The 20465-nt window shown below is 71.2% G+C and carries 17 protein-coding genes, 1 tRNA gene and 1 other RNA gene; 11 read left to right on the top strand and 8 right to left on the bottom strand.

Going from position 1 to position 20465, the window contains the following annotated elements; translation table 11 throughout:
* Both thiD and AC4D2E_RS13020 read left to right on the top strand, forming a co-directional pair.
* Positions 1-828, top strand: a complete 828-nt coding sequence (thiD, locus tag AC4D2E_RS13025; RefSeq protein WP_490952874.1) for a bifunctional hydroxymethylpyrimidine kinase/phosphomethylpyrimidine kinase — start codon at positions 1-3, stop codon at positions 826-828.
* 10 nt (positions 829-838) lie between these two features.
* Positions 839-1414 carry a DUF6328 family protein gene (locus AC4D2E_RS13020; protein WP_490952873.1) on the top strand — a complete coding sequence of 192 codons (576 nt, stop codon included), beginning with the start codon at positions 839-841 and terminating at the stop codon, positions 1412-1414.
* A gap of 34 nt (positions 1415-1448) precedes the next feature.
* On the opposite strand, the gene AC4D2E_RS13015 is transcribed toward AC4D2E_RS13020, so the two are convergent.
* Positions 1449-2942 carry a helix-turn-helix domain-containing protein gene (locus AC4D2E_RS13015; protein ID WP_490952872.1) on the bottom strand — a complete coding sequence of 498 codons (1494 nt, stop codon included), beginning with the start codon at positions 2940-2942 and terminating at the stop codon, positions 1449-1451.
* 124 nt (positions 2943-3066) lie between these two features.
* Between AC4D2E_RS13015 and aceA the strand changes: the two genes are divergently transcribed.
* Positions 3067-4401 (top strand): isocitrate lyase, encoded by a 1335-nt coding sequence (gene aceA, locus AC4D2E_RS13010; protein WP_490911241.1) that lies wholly within the window; start codon positions 3067-3069, stop codon positions 4399-4401.
* Between the two features lie 42 nt (positions 4402-4443).
* The gene (gene aceB, locus AC4D2E_RS13005; RefSeq protein WP_490952871.1) at positions 4444-6072 is read left to right on the top strand and encodes a malate synthase A; all 1629 of its coding nucleotides are present in this window, start codon (positions 4444-4446) and stop codon (positions 6070-6072) included.
* Positions 6073-6133: 61 nt separating this feature from the next.
* Here the strand turns inward: aceB and AC4D2E_RS13000 are convergent, their stop codons facing one another.
* From AC4D2E_RS13000 to AC4D2E_RS12990, 3 genes are all read right to left on the bottom strand, one after another.
* Positions 6134-6808 (bottom strand): LytR C-terminal domain-containing protein, encoded by a 675-nt coding sequence (locus AC4D2E_RS13000; RefSeq protein WP_181033596.1) that lies wholly within the window; start codon positions 6806-6808, stop codon positions 6134-6136.
* On the bottom strand, positions 6801-7100 hold the full coding sequence (locus tag AC4D2E_RS12995) for a type II toxin-antitoxin system VapB family antitoxin (RefSeq protein WP_104167080.1): 300 nt from the start codon (positions 7098-7100) through the stop codon (positions 6801-6803). Before AC4D2E_RS12995 ends, AC4D2E_RS13000 begins: the two co-directional genes overlap by 8 nt.
* A 74-nt stretch (positions 7101-7174) precedes the next feature.
* A complete protein-coding gene (locus tag AC4D2E_RS12990) occupies positions 7175-8101 on the bottom strand; it encodes a ribokinase (RefSeq protein ID WP_490911246.1) in 927 nt (308 codons plus the stop codon).
* 88 nt (positions 8102-8189) lie between these two features.
* On the opposite strand from AC4D2E_RS12990, the gene AC4D2E_RS12985 reads away from it, so the two are divergent.
* A complete protein-coding gene (locus tag AC4D2E_RS12985) occupies positions 8190-9110 on the top strand; it encodes a Cof-type HAD-IIB family hydrolase (protein ID WP_258069817.1) in 921 nt (306 codons plus the stop codon).
* A 31-nt stretch (positions 9111-9141) separates the two neighbouring features.
* On the opposite strand, the gene AC4D2E_RS12980 is transcribed toward AC4D2E_RS12985, so the two are convergent.
* Positions 9142-9645 (bottom strand): glutathione peroxidase, encoded by a 504-nt coding sequence (locus AC4D2E_RS12980; RefSeq protein WP_104167094.1) that lies wholly within the window; start codon positions 9643-9645, stop codon positions 9142-9144.
* Between the two features lie 154 nt (positions 9646-9799).
* Here AC4D2E_RS12980 and AC4D2E_RS12975 point away from each other — a divergent pair, with 154 nt between their 5' ends.
* Both AC4D2E_RS12975 and AC4D2E_RS12970 read left to right on the top strand, forming a co-directional pair.
* The gene (locus tag AC4D2E_RS12975) at positions 9800-10702 is read left to right on the top strand and encodes an oxygenase MpaB family protein (RefSeq protein ID WP_490911248.1); all 903 of its coding nucleotides are present in this window, start codon (positions 9800-9802) and stop codon (positions 10700-10702) included.
* A 66-nt stretch (positions 10703-10768) separates the two neighbouring features.
* Positions 10769-12016, top strand: coding sequence for a glycosyltransferase (locus AC4D2E_RS12970; protein ID WP_490952870.1), 1248 nt, complete (start codon positions 10769-10771; stop codon positions 12014-12016).
* A 139-nt stretch (positions 12017-12155) separates the two neighbouring features.
* On the opposite strand, the gene AC4D2E_RS12965 is transcribed toward AC4D2E_RS12970, so the two are convergent.
* Positions 12156-12240: transfer RNA gene (locus AC4D2E_RS12965), tRNA-Ser, on the bottom strand.
* Between the two features lie 136 nt (positions 12241-12376).
* Here AC4D2E_RS12965 and ffs point away from each other — a divergent pair.
* From ffs to recR, 4 genes are all read left to right on the top strand, one after another.
* Positions 12377-12472: signal recognition particle sRNA small type (gene ffs / locus AC4D2E_RS12960), an RNA gene on the top strand.
* A gap of 39 nt (positions 12473-12511) precedes the next feature.
* A complete protein-coding gene (gene gluQRS / locus AC4D2E_RS12955) occupies positions 12512-13465 on the top strand; it encodes a tRNA glutamyl-Q(34) synthetase GluQRS (RefSeq protein ID WP_490952869.1) in 954 nt (317 codons plus the stop codon).
* The gene (locus AC4D2E_RS12950) at positions 13462-17388 is read left to right on the top strand and encodes a DNA polymerase III subunit gamma and tau (protein WP_490952868.1); all 3927 of its coding nucleotides are present in this window, start codon (positions 13462-13464) and stop codon (positions 17386-17388) included. Before gluQRS ends, AC4D2E_RS12950 begins: the two co-directional genes overlap by 4 nt.
* 194 nt (positions 17389-17582) lie before the next feature.
* Positions 17583-18179: a recombination mediator RecR gene (gene recR, locus AC4D2E_RS12945; RefSeq protein WP_104167104.1), complete on the top strand. Its 597-nt coding sequence runs from the start codon at positions 17583-17585 to the stop codon at positions 18177-18179.
* A 24-nt stretch (positions 18180-18203) separates the two neighbouring features.
* Here recR and AC4D2E_RS12940 read toward each other — a convergent pair whose 3' ends face one another.
* Together AC4D2E_RS12940 and AC4D2E_RS12935 are read right to left on the bottom strand one after the other, a co-directional pair.
* Positions 18204-19343, bottom strand: a complete 1140-nt coding sequence (locus tag AC4D2E_RS12940) for an ABC transporter permease (RefSeq protein ID WP_490911256.1) — start codon at positions 19341-19343, stop codon at positions 18204-18206.
* Positions 19340-20272, bottom strand: coding sequence for an ABC transporter ATP-binding protein (locus tag AC4D2E_RS12935; protein ID WP_104167108.1), 933 nt, complete (start codon positions 20270-20272; stop codon positions 19340-19342). Before AC4D2E_RS12935 ends, AC4D2E_RS12940 begins: the two co-directional genes overlap by 4 nt.
* Between the last annotated feature and the right edge of the window lie 193 nt (positions 20273-20465).

Raw genomic sequence — 20465 nt, 5'->3', positions numbered from 1 at the left:
ATGTCCGAACTCCAGCCCTCCGCAGCCCCCGCCGTCACCCTCACCATCGCCGGTTCCGAGGCCACGGGCGGCGCAGGAGCCCAGGCGGATCTCAAGACGTTCCAGGAGCTCGGCGTCTACGGCGTCGTGGCCCTCACCTGCATCGTCTCCTTCGACCCGAAGAACGAGTGGCAGCACCGCTTCGTCCCGGTGGACCAGCAGGTCATCGCGGACCAGCTCGAGGCCATCCAGTCCTGCTACCCCCTGCGCACCGTCAAGCTGGGCATGCTCGGCACCCCGGCGACCATCGACACCGTGGCCTCCGCACTGACGAGCCAGGAGTGGGACAACGTGGTCCTGGATCCGGTGCTCATCTGCAAGGGGCAGGAGCCCGGCGCCGCGCTCGACACCGACGAGGCACTCAAGGCGAACATCCTGCCGCTGGCGACCTTCGTCACCCCGAACCACTTCGAGGCGGAGTCGCTCTCCGGCATCAGCATCGGGTCACTCGAGGACCTGGAGGAGGCTGCCCGGATCATCCACAGCCGGAGCGGTGCCGTGGTCCTCGCCAAGGGCGGCGTGCGCATCGACGGCCCGGACGCCGTCGACGTCTACTTCGACGGCGAGACGCTCGAGGTCCTGTCCTCCCCGAAGGTGGGCGAGGTCGCCGTCAGCGGCGCCGGCTGTACCCTCGCAGCGGCGATCACCGCGGAACTCGCGAAGGGCTCGACGCCGCTGGACGCCGCCCGCACGGCCAAGGCCTTCGTGACCGAGGGTATCCGCAACCGCATCGCCTCCAACGCCCCGTTCGATGCCGTCTGGCAGGGCGGCGCGGGGTCCGCCCGGTAGCCGGCACGCGATGGGCGCCGCCGCGGGGCAGGAGAGCGCCGGAGCAGGGGCCACCCCGGCTCCGGCCGGCGCCGCCGGCGGGCGGGGATCTTCGGCGCGGCGTCCCGTGCACGACGACCGACGCGGCGAGAGCGGGAACCAGCGCCTGGACCGCAACTGGCAGGAGATGCTGCAGGAGCTGCGCGTGATGCAGGCCGGCATCCAGATCCTGGCAGGGTTCCTGCTGGTCCTGCCCTTCCAGCGCCGCTTCGAGGAGCTCGACGACCTCCAGGTGGCCGTCTACCTGTGCCTGCTGTGCATGTCCGTGCTGATCCAGGCACTGTTGCTGTCCACCGTGAACCTGCACCGGGCGCTGTTCCGCCTCCATGTCAAGGGGACGCTGGTCAGGCACACCTCCGCGATCATCCCGGTGGCCACGGCGCTCGTGGGACTCGTCCTCGCGGGGACCCTGTGGCTGGTCTTCGACCTCGTGCTGGGCCGGACTGCCGGCCTCGTCGTGGCAGGAGCGCTCCTGCTCGTGGAGGCGGTCCTCTGGATCGCCTACCCCCTGGCCCTCCGCCGTCGCGCGCTCACGAAGCGCCGCTGATCCGCCGCCGAGGGCGGCCGGCAAGCGCCCCGCGTCAGCGCGAGTGCGCCGCGAGGAACGCGTACACCTCGGTCTCGTCGACGCCCGGGAACGCCCCCGGCGGCATCGCCGCGAGCAGGTGCGAGTGGGCTCGCGCGCTCGGCCAGGCATGCCCGGCCCACTCCCGCGCGAGATCCGCGGGCGGCCGGCGGCAGCATGACTCGTCGGGGCAGAAGGACTTCTCGCGGATGTCCGTATCCCGTCCGCGGAACCATTTCACGTGCGCGTACGGCACCCCGATGCTGAGTGAGAACTCGCCGCTCGCCGCCCGCTCGGTCCGCGCCGTGCACCAGTAGGTGCCGCTCGGGGTGTCCGTGTACTGGTTGTACGCGCGGAACTTGTCCTGGACGTCGAACACCACGCGTGAGGTCCAGCGGCGGCACGACGGCTGACCCTCGATGGCGCCGGTGTGGTCCTGGGGGAAGGTCACGCCGTCGTTCTCGTAGGCCTTGTAGATGATGCCGCTCTTGTGCGTCTTCTGGAAGTGCGTGGGGATGTCGAGGTGCTCGGTGGCGAGGTTCGTGAAGCGGTGCGCGGCCGTCTCGTAGGACACCGCGAAGTTGTCGCGGATGTCCTCCACGGAGATCTCCTTCGCCGCCTTCGCCCGCTTCAGGAACTCGACGGTGGGCCGCTCCGGGAGCAGGAGCGCCGCGGCGAAGTAGTTGGTGGCGACCCGTTGGCGCAGGAATTCGCCGTAGTTCTCGGGTGTCCGGTGCTCCAGGACGTAGTGCCCGAGCGCCTGCAGCAGCACCGAGCGGGGGTCGTGATCGGTCCGCTGCGACTGCGTGAGGTAGATGCGCCGGTTCTTGAGGTCCGTGACGGACCGGGTGGAATGCGGGAGGTCGCCCACGTGGTGCAGGGAGAAGCCGAGATGCGCGGCGATGTCCGCGATCAGGTGCTGGGACACGGGCCCCGTGCTGTACCCGACGGCGTCGAGCACGGTCTGCGCCTGGACCTCGATCTCCTGGAAGTAGTTGTTCCGCTCCCGCATGACGGCACGCAGTTCGGCGTTGGCCCGCCGCGCCTCCTCCGGCGTGGCCACCTGCTCGTTCAACCGGCGCTCGAGCTCTCCCTGCAGGCCCACGAGTGATTCCAGCACCTCCACCGGCAGCCTCGACGAGATGCGGACCTTCGGCAACCCCAGCGACTCGTAGAGGGGGCCGCGCTGCGCGCGCTCCAGCGCGATCTCCAGGGCGGCCCGGCGCGACGGCGGCTCCGCGCCGAGCAGTTCGTCGATCGTCACCCCGAGCGCCGCCGCGAGCCGCTGGAGCATGCCGAGCTTGGGCTCCCGCTTGCCGTTCTCCACGAGGGACAGCTGCGACGCGACCGCGCCGACGGCGGCGCCCAGGTCATCGAGGGTCAGGTCCTTGGCCTTGCGGAGGTGCCGCACACGCCGCCCCAGGCTGATGAGGTCCAGGGCCTCGCCCCCGACGCCCGGCGGGGTTGCGGAGGTCCCGGAGGCGGGCTGGGTCCAGGCGGAAGTCGTCATTTCTTGACGATAGGCGAAGAAGTGCGTTTCTTGCCAGAGCCGGAGGGTAGGAACGTCGGCAGAAGTGGCGAATTGTTGATTCCACACCCGCCGGGGCAGCCGGCCACCCACGAAGGAGACAGCAATGACGCAGGAACCCTCCCCCTCGAATCCCTCCACCGGGCTGCAGGGCCCGGCAGCGGACGCCGCCCGGGAACTGGACCTCGAGTGGTCGGCCGATGCGCGCTGGGAAGGCGTACGGCGCGACTACTCGGCAGCCGACGTCGTCCGCCTGCGCGGCACCGTCCAGGAGGAACACACGCTCGCGCGGCGCGGCGCCGAGAAGCTGTGGCGCCAGCTCACCGACGAGGCCCGCACCGGCGGGTACACCAACGCCCTCGGCGCCCTCACCGGCAACCAGGCCGTGCAGCAGGTCAAGGCCGGACTGCGCGCCATCTACCTCTCCGGCTGGCAGGTGGCTGCGGACGCCAACAACGCCGGGCAGACCTACCCGGACCAGTCGCTGTACCCGGCGAACTCCGTGCCCACCGTCGTCCGCCGCATCAACAACGCGCTGCTCCGCGCCGACCAGATCGAATGGGCCGAGGGCACCTCGACCGTCGAGGACTGGCTCGTGCCGATCGTCGCCGATGCCGAGGCCGGCTTCGGCGGGCCGCTCAACGCCTACGAACTCATGAAGTCGATGATCCAGGCCGGTGCCGCCGGCATCCACTGGGAGGACCAGCTCGCGTCGGAGAAGAAGTGCGGGCACCTCGGCGGCAAGGTCCTGATCCCCACCCAGCAGCACGTGCGGACCCTGAACGCGGCGAGGCTCGCAGCCGACGTCGCGGGGACGCCGTCGGTCATCGTCGCCCGCACCGACGCCGAGGCCGCCACGCTCATCACGTCCGACGTCGACGAGCGGGACCAGCCGTTCGTCACCGGCGAGCGCACGCCCGAGGGCTTCTACCACGTGCGCAACGGCCTCGAGGCGTGCATCGCCCGCGGCCGGGCCTACGCGCCGTACGCGGACCTGCTCTGGATGGAGACCGGCACCCCGGACCTCGACCTGGCGCGGCGCTTCGCCGAAGGGATCAAGGCGGAGTTCCCGGACCAGATGCTCGCCTACAACTGCTCGCCGTCGTTCAACTGGCGCAAGCACCTCGACGACGCCACGATCGCCACGTTCCAGCGCGAACTCGGCGCCATGGGGTTCACGTTCCAGTTCATCACCCTCGCGGGCTTCCACGCCCTCAACTACTCGATGTTCGACCTCGCCCACGGCTACGCCCGCAACGGCATGAGCGCCTACGTGGACCTGCAGGAGCGCGAGTTCGCCGCCGAGTCCCGCGGCTACACCGCCACCCGTCATCAGCGCGAGGTCGGCACCGGCTACTTCGACCAGGTGGCCACGGCTCTCAACCCCGGTGGCAGCACGCTCGCGCTCGCCGGCTCCACCGAGACGCAGCAGTTCCACTGACCCTCCCCGCAGCATCGGCATCCGACCTCCCAGGAGCACACCATGAACGACCCCTACACCCTGAACGGCATCACCCTCACCGCGCCGCCCATCCGGCGCCAGGGCGAGATCCTGACCCGCGAGGCACTGGACTTCGTCAAGGCGCTGCACCGGGCCACCCACAAGCGCCGCGAGGAGCTCCTCGACCACCGGTGCCGTCAGCGCAAGGCCGTGGCGGCCGGCGCCGACCCGCACTTCCTGCCCGAGACCCGGCACATCCGTGAGGACGCGTCGTGGCGGGTCGCCCCGACGGCCCCGGGACTCGAGGACCGCCGCGTGGAGATCACCGGCCCGGTGGACCGCAAGATGACCATCAACGCCCTCAACTCCGGCGCGAAGGTCTGGCTCGCCGACATGGAGGACTCCTCGACGCCGTCGTGGTCCAACGTGATCAACGGCCAGCTGAACCTCCGGGACGCCCTCGCGGGACGGATCGGGTTCACCTCGCCCGAGGGCAAGGAGTACCGGGTCGAGGGCCCGGCGGACGCGCTGCCCACGATCGTCGTCCGGCCCCGCGGCTGGCACCTGCCCGAGAAGCACGTCCTCATCCAGGACGTCGCCGTGGCGGGGGGCCTGTTCGACTTCGCCCTCTACTTCTTCCACAACGCCCGCACCCTGATCGACCAGGGACGCGGACCCTACTTCTACCTCCCGAAGATCGAGAACCACCTCGAGGCGCGGCTGTGGAACGACATCTTCGTCCAGGCACAGCAGCTGCTCGGCATCCCGCAGGGCACCATCCGCGCCACCGTGCTGATCGAGACCATCACGGCGGCATTCGAGATGGAGGAGATCCTGTACGAACTGCGGGATCACGCGGCGGGCCTCAACGCCGGCCGGTGGGACTACATCTTCTCCGTCATCAAGAACTTTCGCACCCGCGGCCCGCGCTTCGTCCTGCCGGACCGCAACGCCGTCACCATGACGGCACCGTTCATGCGCGCCTACACCGAGCAGCTCGTCCGTGCCTGCCACCGTCGTGGCGCCCACGCGATCGGCGGCATGGCGGCGTTCATCCCGAACCGGCGCGACGAGCAGGCCAACGCCCTCGCCCTGGAGAAGGTGCGGGCGGACAAGACCCGCGAGGCCGACGACGGCTTCGACGGATCGTGGGTGGCGCACCCCGACCTCGTGCCCGTGGCGATGGAGGTCTTCGACGCGGCCTTCGGTGACCGCCCGAACCAGCTTCACCGCCTGCGCGACGACGTCCGCCCGGACGACGTCGCGCTGCTCGACATCGCCGCGACGCCGGGCACCATCACGGAGCGCGGCGTCCGCGAGAACCTCGAGGTCGGGGTGCGGTACATCGAGTCCTGGCTGCGGGGCAACGGCGCGGCCGCCATCAACAACCTGATGGAGGACGCGGCGACGGCCGAGATCTCGCGGTCGCAGATCTGGCAGTGGATCTACACGAGCGCGCTCACGGACGACGGCGAGGTGATCACCCGGGAGCGGGTCACCGATCTGCTCGACGAGGAGTTCGCGGCCCTGACGCGGTTCGACGGCGACCGGTTCGACGAGGCCCGCGAGGTCTTCGAGGAGGTGGCCCTCGGCACGCAGTTCCCCGCCTTCCTGACCGTGACCGCGTACTCGAAGTACCTGCGGGACGAGCGGGCGCTCGCCGCCGCGTGACCCCTTGCAGGGAACAGGGAGGGACGGCGTCCAGGCGCCGTCCCTTCGTCCGCGATCAGGCCTACGGGGCCGTGGGTGCGGCCGTGGGGCCTTCTTCCGGGGCACAGGACAGCCCGGCCGGCGTGACGTCGATCCGCTCGGGCGGGACGACTCCCGCGTAGCCGGAACCGAGGACGACGTCGACCGTCCGGTCCTCGCGCTCGTCGGCCACGTAGATCGAGTCGGGGATGGTGCGCTGCAGGGTGAAGGCGTTGGCGCGGCCGGCCTCGCCCGAGACGATGATCGCCGTCATCCCGGTGCGGTCGACCGGCCTGTTGGCGATGTCCCGCACCGCGAAGGAGCGGCCGCGGAGCTGTTCCGCGGCGATGCCGGCGAGTCCGTCGATGCTCGTGCTGTTGTAGACGTTGACGGTGATGGCGCTCGGGTCCTGGTAGTCGAACGGACCGGCGGGGCACGTCGATGTCGGTTCGGGAACCGCTTCGGGCGCGCCGGTGCCGATGTCTCCGCGCGCAACACCCAGGGCGACGTACACGGCGGCGATAACGAGCCCCAGGAGGAGCACGAGGACGACGCCATGGAGGATCCTGCGCATCGACACCCGCCGCCGGCGATCGGCGTCGTCCTCCGGGAACACGGCGCCGAGATCCGTCTCGGTCACGATCCGCTGGCCGTGCCACTCGGTCGGGTCGCGTCTGGCCTGCGCCCGCTGGTGGCGCGGCGAGCCCTGCTCACTCATCGAGCACGAGGACTCTCGCATGCAGGATGGTCCGCTGGTGCAGGGCCGTCCGGACGGCCCGGTGCAGGCCGTCCTCGAGGTACATCGTCTCGTTCCACTGCACCACGTGCGGGAAGAGATCACCGAAGAACGTCGAGTCCTCGGCGAGCAGTGCCCCGAGGTCGAGCGTGGTCTTGGTGGTCACCAGTTCATCGAGCCGCACCTGCCGGGGAGGCACTTCCGCCCAGTCCTTGGGGGTCACGCATCCGTGGTCCGGGTATGGCCGGCCGTCACTCACTGCTTTGAAGATCACATCTCTAGGGTAAGTAATTGCTTCGGCCAATGGAACGCGCGTGTCGGGCAGGCGATCGTCCCGTGGTTCGACGGTCACGCCGCCGGACCCGCCGGCAGTGCGGGAAGCTCGTCGGTGGACGTCGGGTAGGAGGGCTGCGCGCCCGGGCGCCGGACCGAGGAGGAACCGACGCGCACGGCGAACCGGACGGCGTCGTCCAACGGTCCACCCGCCGCGAGCCGCGCCGCGAGCGCTCCGACGAAGGCGTCCCCGGCGCCCGTCGTGTCGACCGCGGCCACCTGCGGGGCGGGCACCCGGCGGAGGCCACCGCTGGTGGCGACGAGGGCCCCGGCGCCGCCGAGCGTCATCACCACCGACGCGAAGCCGAGGGCGAGGAGGGACCCGGCGACGGCTCCGTGATCCGCGGGCACCTGACGCCCGAAGCGCGCGAGGACCAGGGCCCCCTCGTGCTCGTTGACCACCAGGGGGTCCGCGCGGAGGAGCGTGGGACCGTCGACGGCGATGACCGGTGCCAGGTTGACGATCACACGTCCGGCGGCGAGACGGATGGCCGCAGCCGTGGCGTCCGCGGGCAATTCGCCCTGGACGATCACGACGCCGGCATCCCGGATGGCGTCGGCGGAGGCCTCGACGAGTTCGGGCGTCATGGCGGCGTTGGCTCCGGGCAGCACCACGATGGTGTTCTCGCCGTCGTCGGCCACCTGGATGACCGCGATGCCGGTGGCACCGCCGGTCCGCCGGACGGCCCACAGGTCGACGCCCGCCGTCGCGAGGACGGAGAGGGCGACATCCGCGTACGCGTCGTCCCCCACGGCGCCGATCATGGTGACCTCGGCGCCCAGCAGGGCGGCGGCGACCGCCTGGTTGGCGCCCTTGCCGCCGGGCAGCACCGTCATCGAACGGCCGGCCACGGTCTCGCCCGGCCGCGGGTGCCGGTCGGCGGCGACCACGAGGTCCGCGTTGATCGACCCGACGACGACGATTCCCGACCGAGTGCTCATGCCGCGAGTCTGTCACGCCGATCCCGTCCGGGCGCGCCCGGACCGGTCGCGGATGGAGGGACCGTGCGCGGCGGAACATAATGGACCCATGCCTACGGACGCCCCCCTCGACCTGCTGCCCGCCGCCCCCGCCCTGCCCTCCCCCGGCCGGGGACAGCCCGCCCAGGGGCTCCTGCTCGACGTCGACGGGCCCGTGGCCAGCCCTGTCACGCGGACCGTCCCCGCCGGGATCATCGCCGACCTGCTCACGCTCGCCGCGGCGGGCTGGCCCGTGGTGTTCAACACGGGCCGCTCGGACGCGTTCATCCGTGAGCAGGTGATGGAGCCGATGCTCGCCGCGGGTCTGCCGGCCGGGGTGACCTTCCACGCCGTCTGCGAGAAGGGTGCCACCTGGTTCTCGTTCACTGCCGACGGCGCCGGGGAGGTCTTCCTCGACCGCGGGCTCGCGCTGCCCACGAGCTTCGCCGACGACGTGCGGGACCTCGTCGAGGAGAAGTACTCCCACCTCATGTTCTTCGACGAGACGAAACTCGCCATGGTCTCGGTGGAGCAGTCCCTCGACGCGGCGAACGCCGACTACCTCGAGGGCCAGAGTTCCTTCGACGACGACGCCCTGGACATCATGCACAGCCACGACATGGGCGCCTGCAGGCTGGACCGGGAGGAACCGGACAGCCGGGGGGACATCGAGTACCGGGTCGACCCGACCATCATCTCGACCGACATCGAGTCCGTCCGCGTGGGCAAGGACCTCGGGGCCGAGCGAGCCCTCACCCTGGTCGCGCCGCTCATGGACCTGCCCCGCACGTGGCGGACGGTGGGCGATTCACGCACCGACTACGCCATGGCCGACTACCTCCACGAGCAGGGGTACGACGTCGCGCACCTCGACGTCCGCCCGGCCGACGGCGTGCCCCCGAAGCCCTACGAGGTCCTGACCGAGGGCTCACTCATCCACGAGGAGGCGGGCGCCGCCTTCCTCGCGCGCTGCGTCGCCTCCCTCGGCTAGGGCCCGGCGCCGACCCCGGGGAAGCCCGGGGTCAGGCGGCGGGTCGTGCCAGGGCGTCCTCGATCGCGGCAATCACCTCGGGCGCGTCCGGCTCGACCGTCGGGGCGAACCGCGCGAGGATCTCGCCGTCGCGACCCACCAGGAACTTCTCGAAGTTCCACTTCACGAGGCCGGGCAGGAGCCCGGTCCCGAACCTCGTCAGCTGTCCGTAGAGCGGGTGCTGGTCCTTCCCGCGGACGTCGCCCTTGGCCATCAGCGGGAACGTGACGCCGAAGGTCCTCGAGCAGAACTCGGCGATCTCGCCGTCGTTCCCGGGTTCCTGTCCCATGAACTGGTTGCAGGGCATGCCGAGCACCACGAGGCCCTCGGCCGCGTAGCGGCCGTACAGCGCCTCGAGGCCCGCGTACTGGGGGGTGAAGCCGCACTTCGACGCGACGTTGACCACCAGGACGGGGTGGCCGCGGAAATCCCCGAAGGACTTCGTGCTGCCGTCGTTCATGGTGAGGTCGATGCCGTACAGGCCGGACGAGGACATGATTGCTCCCAGGGGACTCGGTGGTGCTGGTGCTTCGTATCGTCGCACGCGACGGATGGCCCACCGTGCGGACGGAGCAAATCGGCCCGTGGGTACGTTGGAAGGAACGGCGGCCCGGAGGCCGCCGCAGGACACCGACAGAACGGGTCACCCGATGGGAATCATCGACACGTGGAAGACGCAGCTCCGAACGACCTTCACGGACGGTGATCCGGCCATCCCGCAGTGGCAGTTCGAGTTCGAGAAGGGCGACGACGTCGGGTATTTCCCGATCGGCTCCGCCGTGTGGACGGTGCACAGTTCGATGACACCGACGGTGGCGGGCATCCGGGCGCTCCTCCTGCAGACACTGCACCCGGGCGCGATGGCCGGCGTGCACGCCCACTCGAGCTTCCGGGAGGAGCCGCTCGGGAGACTGGCGAACACCATCCGCTGGATCTTCACGGTGACGTACGGTTCGAAGGTCGCAGCCCGGGAGGGATCGGCGTTCGTCCAGCGCCTCCACACCCGGGTGTCCGGGACGTACACCGACAGCCGGGGCGTCGAGAAGCCGTATTCGGCGGCGGACCCGGACCTGATCCGATGGGTGCACCTCGCGTTCACCGACGCCTTCGTGGCGGCGCACTCCGAATACGGCGGGGCCATCCCGGGCGGCGTGGACCAGTACGTGGCGGAATGGGCACAGGCCGGGGAACTGATGGGCCTCGAGGACCCACCGCGGTCCGCCGCCGGGCTCAGGGCGCAGCTCGCCGCGTTCGACGGCGACCTCAGGAACAGCGAACAGGTGCAGGAGGCGCTCACCTACATCCGGCGTCCGCCCCTGCCCCGGTCCCAGCGCCTCGGGTACCAGATCCTGTTCGCGGGGGCGGTGGCGACGCTGGAGCCGCGCCACCGCGAGATGCTCGGCCTGCGGGCGCCGTCCCTCGGACCCGTCCCGCTGCCGATCCGGCCGGCGGTACGGCTGGTCCTCGGGATGATCCGGCTGGGGCTGGGGCCGGAGGGTCCCGCGGAGGCCGCCGCGAAGAACCGCATCCGCCGCGTGGCAGGAACCGTCTAGACAGCCTGGAGATGGAGCCGCCCGACGACCGTATACCCGGTCCGACGCGGGCGTTAGGCTCCAGGCATGCGAACGCTGCTCTTCGCTCCTGTGACCTTCAATCTTGCCGAGACGACCCGCATGATCATGATCGCGCGGGCACTCGGCCCCGCATGTCACGCCATGTTCCAGGTGTACGAATCCCCGTACGTGCACCTCGTGCGCTCGGCCGGTTTCGAGGTGCGCCACCTCGGCCCCGTCCTGTCGAGGCGCGAGCAGGGCCAGGTCCTGGCCCTCGACCAGGGGCGTTCGCTCCGCCATCCGTTCTCCCCCGGGCTCGTCCGCGCCCGGGTGGATGCCGAGCGTCGGCTCCTCCGTGAGACCGGCGCCGAGGCCGTGGTGATGGGGACGAACGTCACCTCGCTGATCTCGGCGCGCGCCGAGGAGGTGCCGCTGTTCTACGCCGTCCCTTTCGCGCTCACCCGACCTCACGTGGAGCAGACGCCGCGGCTCGGTCTCGTCACCGGGGCTGGTCGCCTCAGCGGAGTGGCCGACGGCCTCGCGTCGGCAGCCCTCCGCCTCGTCTACGGTCGGTTGCCGATCGCCCCGCGCGCCTTCCGCATCGTCGCCAGGGAGAACGGGGTGCGCCCCCTGCGCACCGGATTGGACCTGTTCGAGGGCGACGTCAACCTCCTGACGGTCATGGCCTCCGAACTCGAGGGGTACCACCTACCGGCGAACTACATCAGGGTGGGTCCGATCTTCGCTGAACTGCCGGGCGAGGTTCCCCAGCTGGTGCATGAGCTCGCCCATTTGGACCGGCCACTCGTCTATCTGGCGCTCGGATCCTCGGGCAACCGGAGGACAGCGCTGCGTGCAGCCCACACCCTGGGCGCACTGGGGATCAACGTCGTCGCCCCCATCCGCCACTTCCTCACGCCCGGCGATGTGGCCGGGTTGCCGACGAACGTGCACGTCGTCGACCTGCTACCCGCACACCGACTCGGGGGGCTCATCGACGCGGCGGTACTCCACGGCGGACAGGGCACGGTGCAGACTGCGTGCGCGACGGGAGTACCGTTCGTCGGCATCGGCATGCAGCCGGAGCAGGCCTGGAACGTCGCGGTGTGCGTGCGGCAGGGCAACGCGATCGCGGTGTCGCCCCGGGATGCAGGCACCGAGCACCTCGCCGGCGCCGTGCGGCGGTTGCTCACCGACGGGTCCTTCCGCGCTGCGGCCGAACGGGAACGCCTGCTCCATGCGGACGAGGACGGGCCCGCCGCTGCCGCGCGGGCCGTCCAGGGACACCTGGGACCCGCGCGCTCGAGCGTTTGAGCCGGTTCGGCACGATACCGGTAGGACCGCGGCAGCCCGCCGGTGCGGGGTGGTCCGTGGCCTCCGTTCGCGACCACCCACCCAGACAAAAAGGAACACCCCGGTCCGAAGACCGGGGTGTTCCTTGTCGAGCCACAAGCGGAGGATGGGGGATTTGAACCCCCGAGGGCGTGAACCCAACACGCGTTCCAGGCGTGCGCCATAGGCCGCTAGGCGAATCCTCCTCCTTTGGAGCAGATACCAGAATACCCATACAACCGGCTCACGCCGAATCGCCGGGATATCGCGGGGCGACGGCGGCGCTTCTCCCGCCCTGCTCCGCGGATTCGAACGCCACGCGATCCACTGTGTAGACTATTTCCCGGCCCCTCATGTGGTGTCATCCTGTGAACTCCCCCAGGACCGGAAGGTAGCAAGGGTAAGCGGGCTCTGGCAGGTGCATGGGGGGTCTTCACTTTAAGGACTTTAGGGACGCGGGCAGCGGGAGGTTCCACGGTGGCAGACACGGGCGCCGGCCGCTTCGCCCCGAGCCCTTCCGGCCGCCTCCACGTCGGCAACCTCCGCACGGCCGTCCTCGCATGGCTCTTCGCCCGCTCCACCGGACGCCGGTTCCTGATCCGGGTGGAGGACTTGGACCGCGTCCGCGCCGGCGCCGAGGCGGAGCAGCTCGCCGAACTGGCGGCGCTGGGCCTCGCATCCGACGAGCCGGTCCTCCGTCAGAGCGGGCGCCTCGCCCGGTACACCGCGGCGCTGGAGCAGCTCATCGCCCGGGACCTCGCCTACGAGTGCTTCTGCACGCGGCGCGACGTCGCCGAAGCAGCGAGCGCCCCACACGGCCGGCCCGGCTTCTACCCCGGCACGTGCCGCGCTCTCAGCGAGGACGAGCGGGCCCGACGGCGCCTCGGCCGCCGCCCGGCGCTGCGGCTGCGCTCCGCCGTCGACAGCGGGACCGTCGAGGACCTGCTGGCCGGGCGCATCACGGCTCCGGTGGACGACGTCGTACTGCGGAGGAACGACGGCGTGATCGCCTACAACCTCGCCGTCGTCGTCGACGACGCCGACCAGGGCATCGACCAGGTGGTGCGGGGCGAGGACCTCCTCGAATCGGCCCCGCGGCAGGCCTACCTCGCCTCCCTGCTCGGCCTCCCGATACCCACCTACGCGCACGTGCCCCTGGCGGTGGCGTCCGGGGGCCGCCGCTTGGCAAAGCGCGACGGCGCTGTGACACTGGAGGACCTCGCCCTGCAGGGCTGGTCCGCGGCCGAGGTCCTGGAGACGATCCTGGCCTCCCTCGGTCTTCCCGGCGGGAGTCCGGACGCGGCCCTCGCCGTGTTCGATCCGGGGCGGCTGCCGCGCCACCCGTGGGTGGTCGACCCCGCCGTCCTGTTCCCCGCCGCCGCCGGACCGGCATGCAAACCGTCAGCACCAACCGATAAGGTTCATCCGTGAGTACAGCCCTCTACCGCCGCTACCGTCCCGAGACCTTCGCGGACGTCATCGGCCAGGAGCATGTCACCGAACCCCTGATGGCGGCCATCGACAAGGACCGCATCAACCACGCCTACCTGTTCTCCGGGCCCCGTGGATGCGGCAAGACCACCTCGGCGCGGATCCTCGCCCGCTGCCTGAACTGTGCGCAGGGCCCTACCTCCACACCGTGCGGTGTCTGCGACAGCTGCGTCGAACTCGCCCGGAACGGCTCGGGCAGCCTGGACGTCATCGAGATCGACGCCGCGAGCCACGGTGGCGTCGACGACGCACGCGATCTCCGCGAGCGCGCCACCTTCGCCCCCGTCCGTGACCGGTTCAAGATCTTCATCATCGACGAGGCCCACATGGTCACGTCGGCGGGCTTCAACGCACTGCTGAAGATCGTGGAGGAGCCGCCGGAGCACATCCTCTTCATCTTCGCGACCACCGAGCCGGACAAGGTGATCGGCACCATCCGTTCGCGGACGCACCACTACCCCTTCCGGCTCGTCCCGCCCGAACCCCTCATGGCCTACCTCGAGCTGCTGTGCCGTCAGGAGAACGTGCCGGTGGCGCCGGGAGTCCTCTCGCTCGTGGTCCGTGCCGGCGGCGGCTCCGTCCGCGACTCCCTGTCCGTGCTCGACCAGCTCATGGCCGGCGCGAGCGAGTCCGGGCTGGACTACGAGCTCGCCGTCTCGCTCCTCGGCTACACGCATGCGACCCTGCTCGACGACGTCGTCGACTCCGTGGCGGCCGGCGACGCCGCGACGGTGTTCAACGCCGTGGACCGCGTGATCCAGACCGGGCACGACCCCCGGCGATTCGTGGAGGACCTGCTGGAGCGGTTCCGCGACCTGATCGTCATCAACGCGGTCCCCGAGGGTGCCGCGTCCGTCCTGCGCGGTGTCCCCGACGACCAGCTGAACCGCATGCGCACGCAGGCGAACCAGCTCGGTGCCGGCGAGCTGTCCCGCGCCGCCGACGTCACCAATGCGGCCCTGAACGAGATGACCGGCGCCACGTCGCCGCGGCTGCACCTCGAACTGCTGTGCGCACGCCTGCTGCTCCCCGCGGCGGATGCCTCGGTCCGCGGTACGCTCGCCCGGGTGGACCGTATCGAGCGTCGCCTCGAGTACGCCGCCGGGACGCCCGCTGCCGACGGCGGCAGCGAACCCGCTGCTGAACCCACTCCGGTCGCTGCGGCCGAGCCGACGAGACCACCGCGTCCACGGCTCGACGGCGTCCCCCGGACGGCCGAGGAGGCCGCAGCCCGCTGGTCGCTGCCGGTCGCCGATCCTTCCGCTCCTGCAGTGCCCGCCGCCGCTCCCGGCGCGCAGTCTCCCGCGATCCCGGCCGCCGCACGTGACCAGCAGGCGAAATCGCCGGCAGCGGACTCCTCGCCCGACTGGGGCGGCAACTGGGGCGTCTCCACCGACTCCGCCTTCGCCGACCCGGGCTCCGATGCGAAGACGCCGGCGCGTCCCGTGGCGGGCGCCCCCGGCGAGTCAGGCGCACCCGGCGCACCAGGCACACCAGGCGCTCCGACCACCGCAGGCATGCGGGAGGCCGCAGGCTCTCCGGACGCGGCCGGCGCAGCAGGAACCACCGGCGCGACCCCGCCTCCAGGGGTCACGACGGCGGACACCTCGGCGACGGCCCCCTCGGCGCTGGACCCCTCGGTGAGCGCCGACGACCGCGAGGAGCACCCGACAGCCGACGAGCGCAGGCCCGACCCACGGGGCGCCACATCGGGGGCGGTCCCCGCGGAGCAGGCCTCCTCCGTCGAAGACGGTTCGCGGAGCCCTGCCGCTCAGGGCCCGCAAACGTCCGGCCACGAGAGCCGGCAGCCGAGCGCCGATTCCGGTCGGCAGTCCCATGCGGCACGGGAGCAGACCCCGTCCCCGGGTCAGCCGGCACAGACTCCGGGCGGTCCGGCACAGCCGCAGCAGGGATCCCGGCAGCCCGAACCGGGCCAGCAGGGGCAGCCCGCCGGGTCCGGCAGCAATGTCGAGATGATCCGACGGGCCTGGCCCGAGATCATGGACGAGGTCGCGCACATCAAACGCGCCACCTGGCTCATCGTGAACGTCTCGGCCAAGCCGCGGTCGTTCGAGGGCAACCAGCTGGTCCTCGCCTTCGTGAACCAGGGCAACGCCATCGGGTTCCAGCGTGGACCCCACATGGACAACGTGAAGCAGGCGATCCACAAGGTCCTCGGCCTCACCTGCTCCATCGAAGCCGTCCACGACGCCGGCGGGTCGGGTGAGTCGGGCCCAAAAGTACCGGCCCGCACGGCGGGCCCGGGTAGCAGCCCGGGCCCTGCTTCCTCGGCGTCGGCGCGCGAAAGCGACCCGACGGCCCCCCGGGATGACGCTCGACCGTCTCCGGACGCAGGGTCCGCCCAGCACGCGGACCCGGGAGCTTCGTCATCGCCCGCCGGCCCTGTGCCGCGGGCCGGAGCCGGCGTTGCTGCGCCGGGTGACGCCGGAGTCGGCGATGCTGCGCTGTCGTCGTCCACGAGCCCCGGACCGCGGGACGGCGGGACCGCCGAGGCCACGCCCCCGCGGCCATCGGGCGATGCGGCGCATGATCTCCCGGCCGGCACCCCCGACGAGGCGGGCCACCCGGACGCGGGATCAGTCGGCACCCAGGCATCACCGAGCCCTGACGATCCCTCCTCCGTCCCGGCGGCGACCGCCACCCGTCCGGCGCCCACCGCGACCGCTGCCGGTGACGCACACCGGACCGGCACCCCCGCACCCCCGCCCGTCACGGGCGATGCGCCCACTCCGAACCGCGCGAACACCGCGGGAGTGACCGCGGACGCCGAAGGTGCCGTCCACCCGGAACGGGACCTTGCACCGGCCGCGCCGCAGGCCCGGCAGTCCTCCGACACCCGCCCGGCACCCGCTGCGGAGCCCGACCGCTCCAGCACCGCGACGTCCGCTGCCGCACCTGCAACGCGCCGGGCCTCCGGTGACGCCACGATGCCGGCCCGCCCGAGGGGTCCGGTGCCGGACGCGGGCGCCGACCGTGGCACCCGCCCGGCCGAACGCGCAGCGTCCGCTCCGGCCGGCGCGGAGACCGTCGGTGCCTGGGACCCGTCCATGTCGGACGATTCCTGGGCCCTCGTCGAACCTCCCGAGGACGCGTACGATCCCGGTCCGGGCTGGGATTCCGTCCCGGAGGATCCCTCCGACCGTCGTACCGCAGGACCGCGCGGAGCCGGAGGCGTTCAGCTGCCTACTCCCCCCGCACCCGACACCCCGGGCGGCCGAGGTCCGGCCCCCCAGCGCTCCCAGCGTGCCCCGATGTCCCAGAACCCAAACGCCTCCGGCTCCCGCGCCGCACCGGAAGGAGCGGCCGCGAGTCCGGCCCCGGGGCCCACGGCATCCCGATCCGTCATCTGGAGCCCCCCGGGCGCAGGGGCGCCACCGGCTGCCGGAGGTGACGGGACGCCGTCGCCCGGCACGGGAGGCACCGCAGCGGGGACGGCACACCAGCCACCCGGCGCACGCATCACGGCTCCCACTCAGCCCAGGACGCCGGTCGTGCCCAGATTCGCGGCGCCCGCCCCCGCTGCCGCCGCCCCGACGCCGTCGTCCGCACCCGACACGGCGGCACCGGGCACGTCGTCTGTGCCCGGTGGGCCCGGACCGGTCGCAGCCGGCGACGTCCGGCAGAAGCCGGTCAGCCGCTACCAGCAGCTGCTCGACGAAGCAGAACGCAAGCGCGCCGAGGAGGCAGCTGCCACACGGGGCGCGGTCGATCTCCGCTTCGTGGAGGACGAGCCAAGCGCGGACGACGAGACCATCGAGGAATCGGGACTCGTGGGACGGACCGCGATCGAGCGCATCCTCAACGGGCGCCTCATCGAGGAACGCAGCATCGACGGACAGTAGGCCGCGCCCGGCAGCAGGACCGCCCGCGCCCACGCTCAGGGCGTAACACCGCCGCCTCCCCGCGGGCGCTCCATACCCACGGCAGGGCGGACAATGAAGGGTGCGCTTCTTCCCGCCGACGCAGCGGGGAGGGCGCACCACGCCCCTGGTACCGGAACACCGGCACCATCACCACAGGCAGAAGAGGACACACCGTGTACGAAGGCGCAGTGCAGGAGCTTATCGACGAGCTCGGACGCCTGCCCGGGGTGGGCCCGAAGTCGGCCCAGCGCCTCGCGTTCCACATCCTGGAAGCGGACGGCGAGGACATGCAGCGCCTGGTCACGGCGATCACCACGGTCAAGGAACGCGTGAAGTTCTGCACCATCTGCGGCAATGTCGCCGAGCAGGAACAGTGCGCCATCTGCCGTGATCCGCGCCGGGACGCGACGATGATCTGCGTCGTCGAGGAATCGAAGGACGTGATCGCCGTCGAACGCACGCGCTCGTTCCGCGGCAGGTACCACGTGCTGGGGGGCGCCATCAATCCCATCGCGGGCGTCGGGCCCGACCAGCTGCGCATCCGCGAACTCCTCGCCCGCCTGTCGGACGCGCAGATCCAGGAGATCATCATCGCCACCGATCCGAACCTGGAGGGGGAAGCGACGGCGACCTACCTGGTGCGGATGCTCAAGACCATCGGCATCCCCGTCACGCGCCTCGCGTCCGGCCTCCCGGTCGGCGGCGATCTCGAGTACGCGGACGAGGTGACCCTCGGCCGGGCCTTCGAGGGCCGCCGCGTCATGTCCTGACGCGAGCGGCCCTGCAGGACCCACCTAGGCGATGCGAGTCCCCCGCGCGAGGCGCCCGGCCGGCATCGTCAGCTTCCGGCGGGCGGCCAGCAGGAGCCCGGTCGCCAGGACCAGCTGGATCCCCAGCCCCAGAGGCCAGATCGGTGTCTCCTGCGGGAGCGGGCGAAGAGCCTGGCTTGCCTCCTCGCAGGTCTGGTCGGTGTCGGGTCCGGCCTGCGCCGACCGCACCCCCTGGCTGATCGTCTCCATGACGCCCGGCGTGTAGTACGGGCCGTCGGCGGGACCGTAGGGATTCGGCGTGCCCTGCTCCGGCAGGTCCTCGACGCTGTAGGGCACGGCGTCGGCCACCACCACGAACGGGTTCGCGGCTAGGATCCAGGTGATGTACTGCGTGTTGGGTACCTCCGACCGGTAGGTCTGCGTCACGCACTCCAGCTCGGCGCCCGGATCGGGGACGCCCATGCTGTCGAGGCTTGCCTCCGGGTAGTTGTAGTAGGACGACGTCATCGTCCGCTCCTCCATCACCAGCATGGTGCTCAGCCCGAAGACGATCACCGTGCCGACGGCCAGCAGCGCCACCAGCATGTACGTACTGACGATGGAGAAGAGGGGCCGGTTGGCAAGCGCCGAGACGCCCACGCCGATCGCGCAGACCACGCCGAGCTGCACGGCGAGCATCAGGAGCGAGACCACGGCCTCCTGGCCGTTGACGCCGCCGAGCGTCAGCGCCCAGAAGATGAAAGGGCTGCTGAGGACGAGGAACGCGAGGGACCCCACCCAGGAGGCCAGCCATTTCCCCGCAAGCAGCTGCCCCGGCGTGAGCAGCGTGACCTGGAGGATCGCGAGGGTGCCGCCCGCGCGGTCACCGTTGATGGCGTTCGCCGAGAGGCCCGGGGAGACGAGGAGCCCGAAGAAGAGGACGAAGCCGACGATCAGGTCGAAGAGGATCCCGCCCTCGTTGTCGGTGGCCCCGATCACCCCGAGGGCGAGGACGAAGATGAAGCCGATCACCACGAACCAGGTGCCGAGCATCCAGTACCAGCCCCTGCCCCGGAGTCGCTGCTTCATCTCGAGGGTGAACACCGTGCGGACCGCTGTCCGGAACGGCAGGGAGGTGGAGGAACGGACGGGGTGGGGGGTCGAGGGTTCGGTCGCTGTGCTCATCGTCTGTCCGTATCGAGGCTCATGTAGGTTTCTTCGAGCGCACCGCCGGCGGGTGCGAAGGCGGTGACGACGACGTCGGCCATCACCAGGGTGCGCAGCAGCCAGGAGGCCTCTGCGGTGCTGCCGAGCTGGACGAGGAACTCCTCGCGCCGCGAGTCGCGGCGCGTCTCGAAGCGCACGCCGTGGCTCTCCAGGGCTGCGGCGAGGGCTGTCATCGGCTCGGCCTGAATGTAGTAGCGGCGGATCTGGCCGCCGGCCTCGTCGAGCGTCTGGCTCTTCACCGACTGCCCCCGGCTCACGAAGACGGCACGGTCGGCGATCTCGTCGAGTTCCGACAGGACGTGGCTCGAGACCACGACGGTCCTGCCCTCGGCGGCGAGCGAGCGCAGGAGCGACCGCAGGTCCACCCGCGAGCCGGGATCGAGGCCCGACGCCGGCTCGTCCAGCAGCAGGACCTGCGGGTCGTGGATCAGGGCGCGGGCCAGACTGAGCCGCTGCTGCTGACCGCGGGAGAGGACACGGGCCGGCTGGTGGCCGAAGTCGGTGAGCTTCACAGCCGCCAGCAGTTCGTCGGCCCGCCGCGTCCGGTCCGCGGAGCTCATCCGGTAAAGCGCGCCGATCGTCGTCAGCACCTCGTGGGCGGTCAGCGATTCCCACGCGCCCAGGGTGTCCGGCATCCAGCCGACCCTGCTCCGCACCTCCCTGGGCTGCGTGACGGGGTCGAAGCCCGCCACCCGGATGGTGCCGAGATCGGGAGCCAGCAGGCTCGCCATCATCAGCAGCAGGGTCGTCTTGCCGGAGCCGTTGGGACCGATCAGAGCGGTCACTTCCCCGGGCGGAGCCTCGAAATCGATATCGCGGACGGCCTGCACCGAGCCGAAGCTCCGTGCCACCCCCTCGACGACGATTCCCCCAGATTCGTTGGTCATGCTCCGAGATTAGGCGACGCGCGAGCATTTGGGCCGGAGTTCGGCAAGGGAATCGTGGGGCGCCCGCAGGTTCTTATTCGGACCCCGACTTTGAGCGGACGATTCCCCCGCCGCTACACTGGCACGGGCGTAGGATCCCGATCCCCCGCTCCCTCAGGCGCCGACGCTGCCGCCCGTCACAGCAAGCACGGCC

It is taken from the genome of Arthrobacter sp. TJ-265, assembly GCF_058269135.1.
Note: the sequence above shows the minus strand (reverse complement) of the source record. Positions and strands in the feature narration are given on the sequence as shown.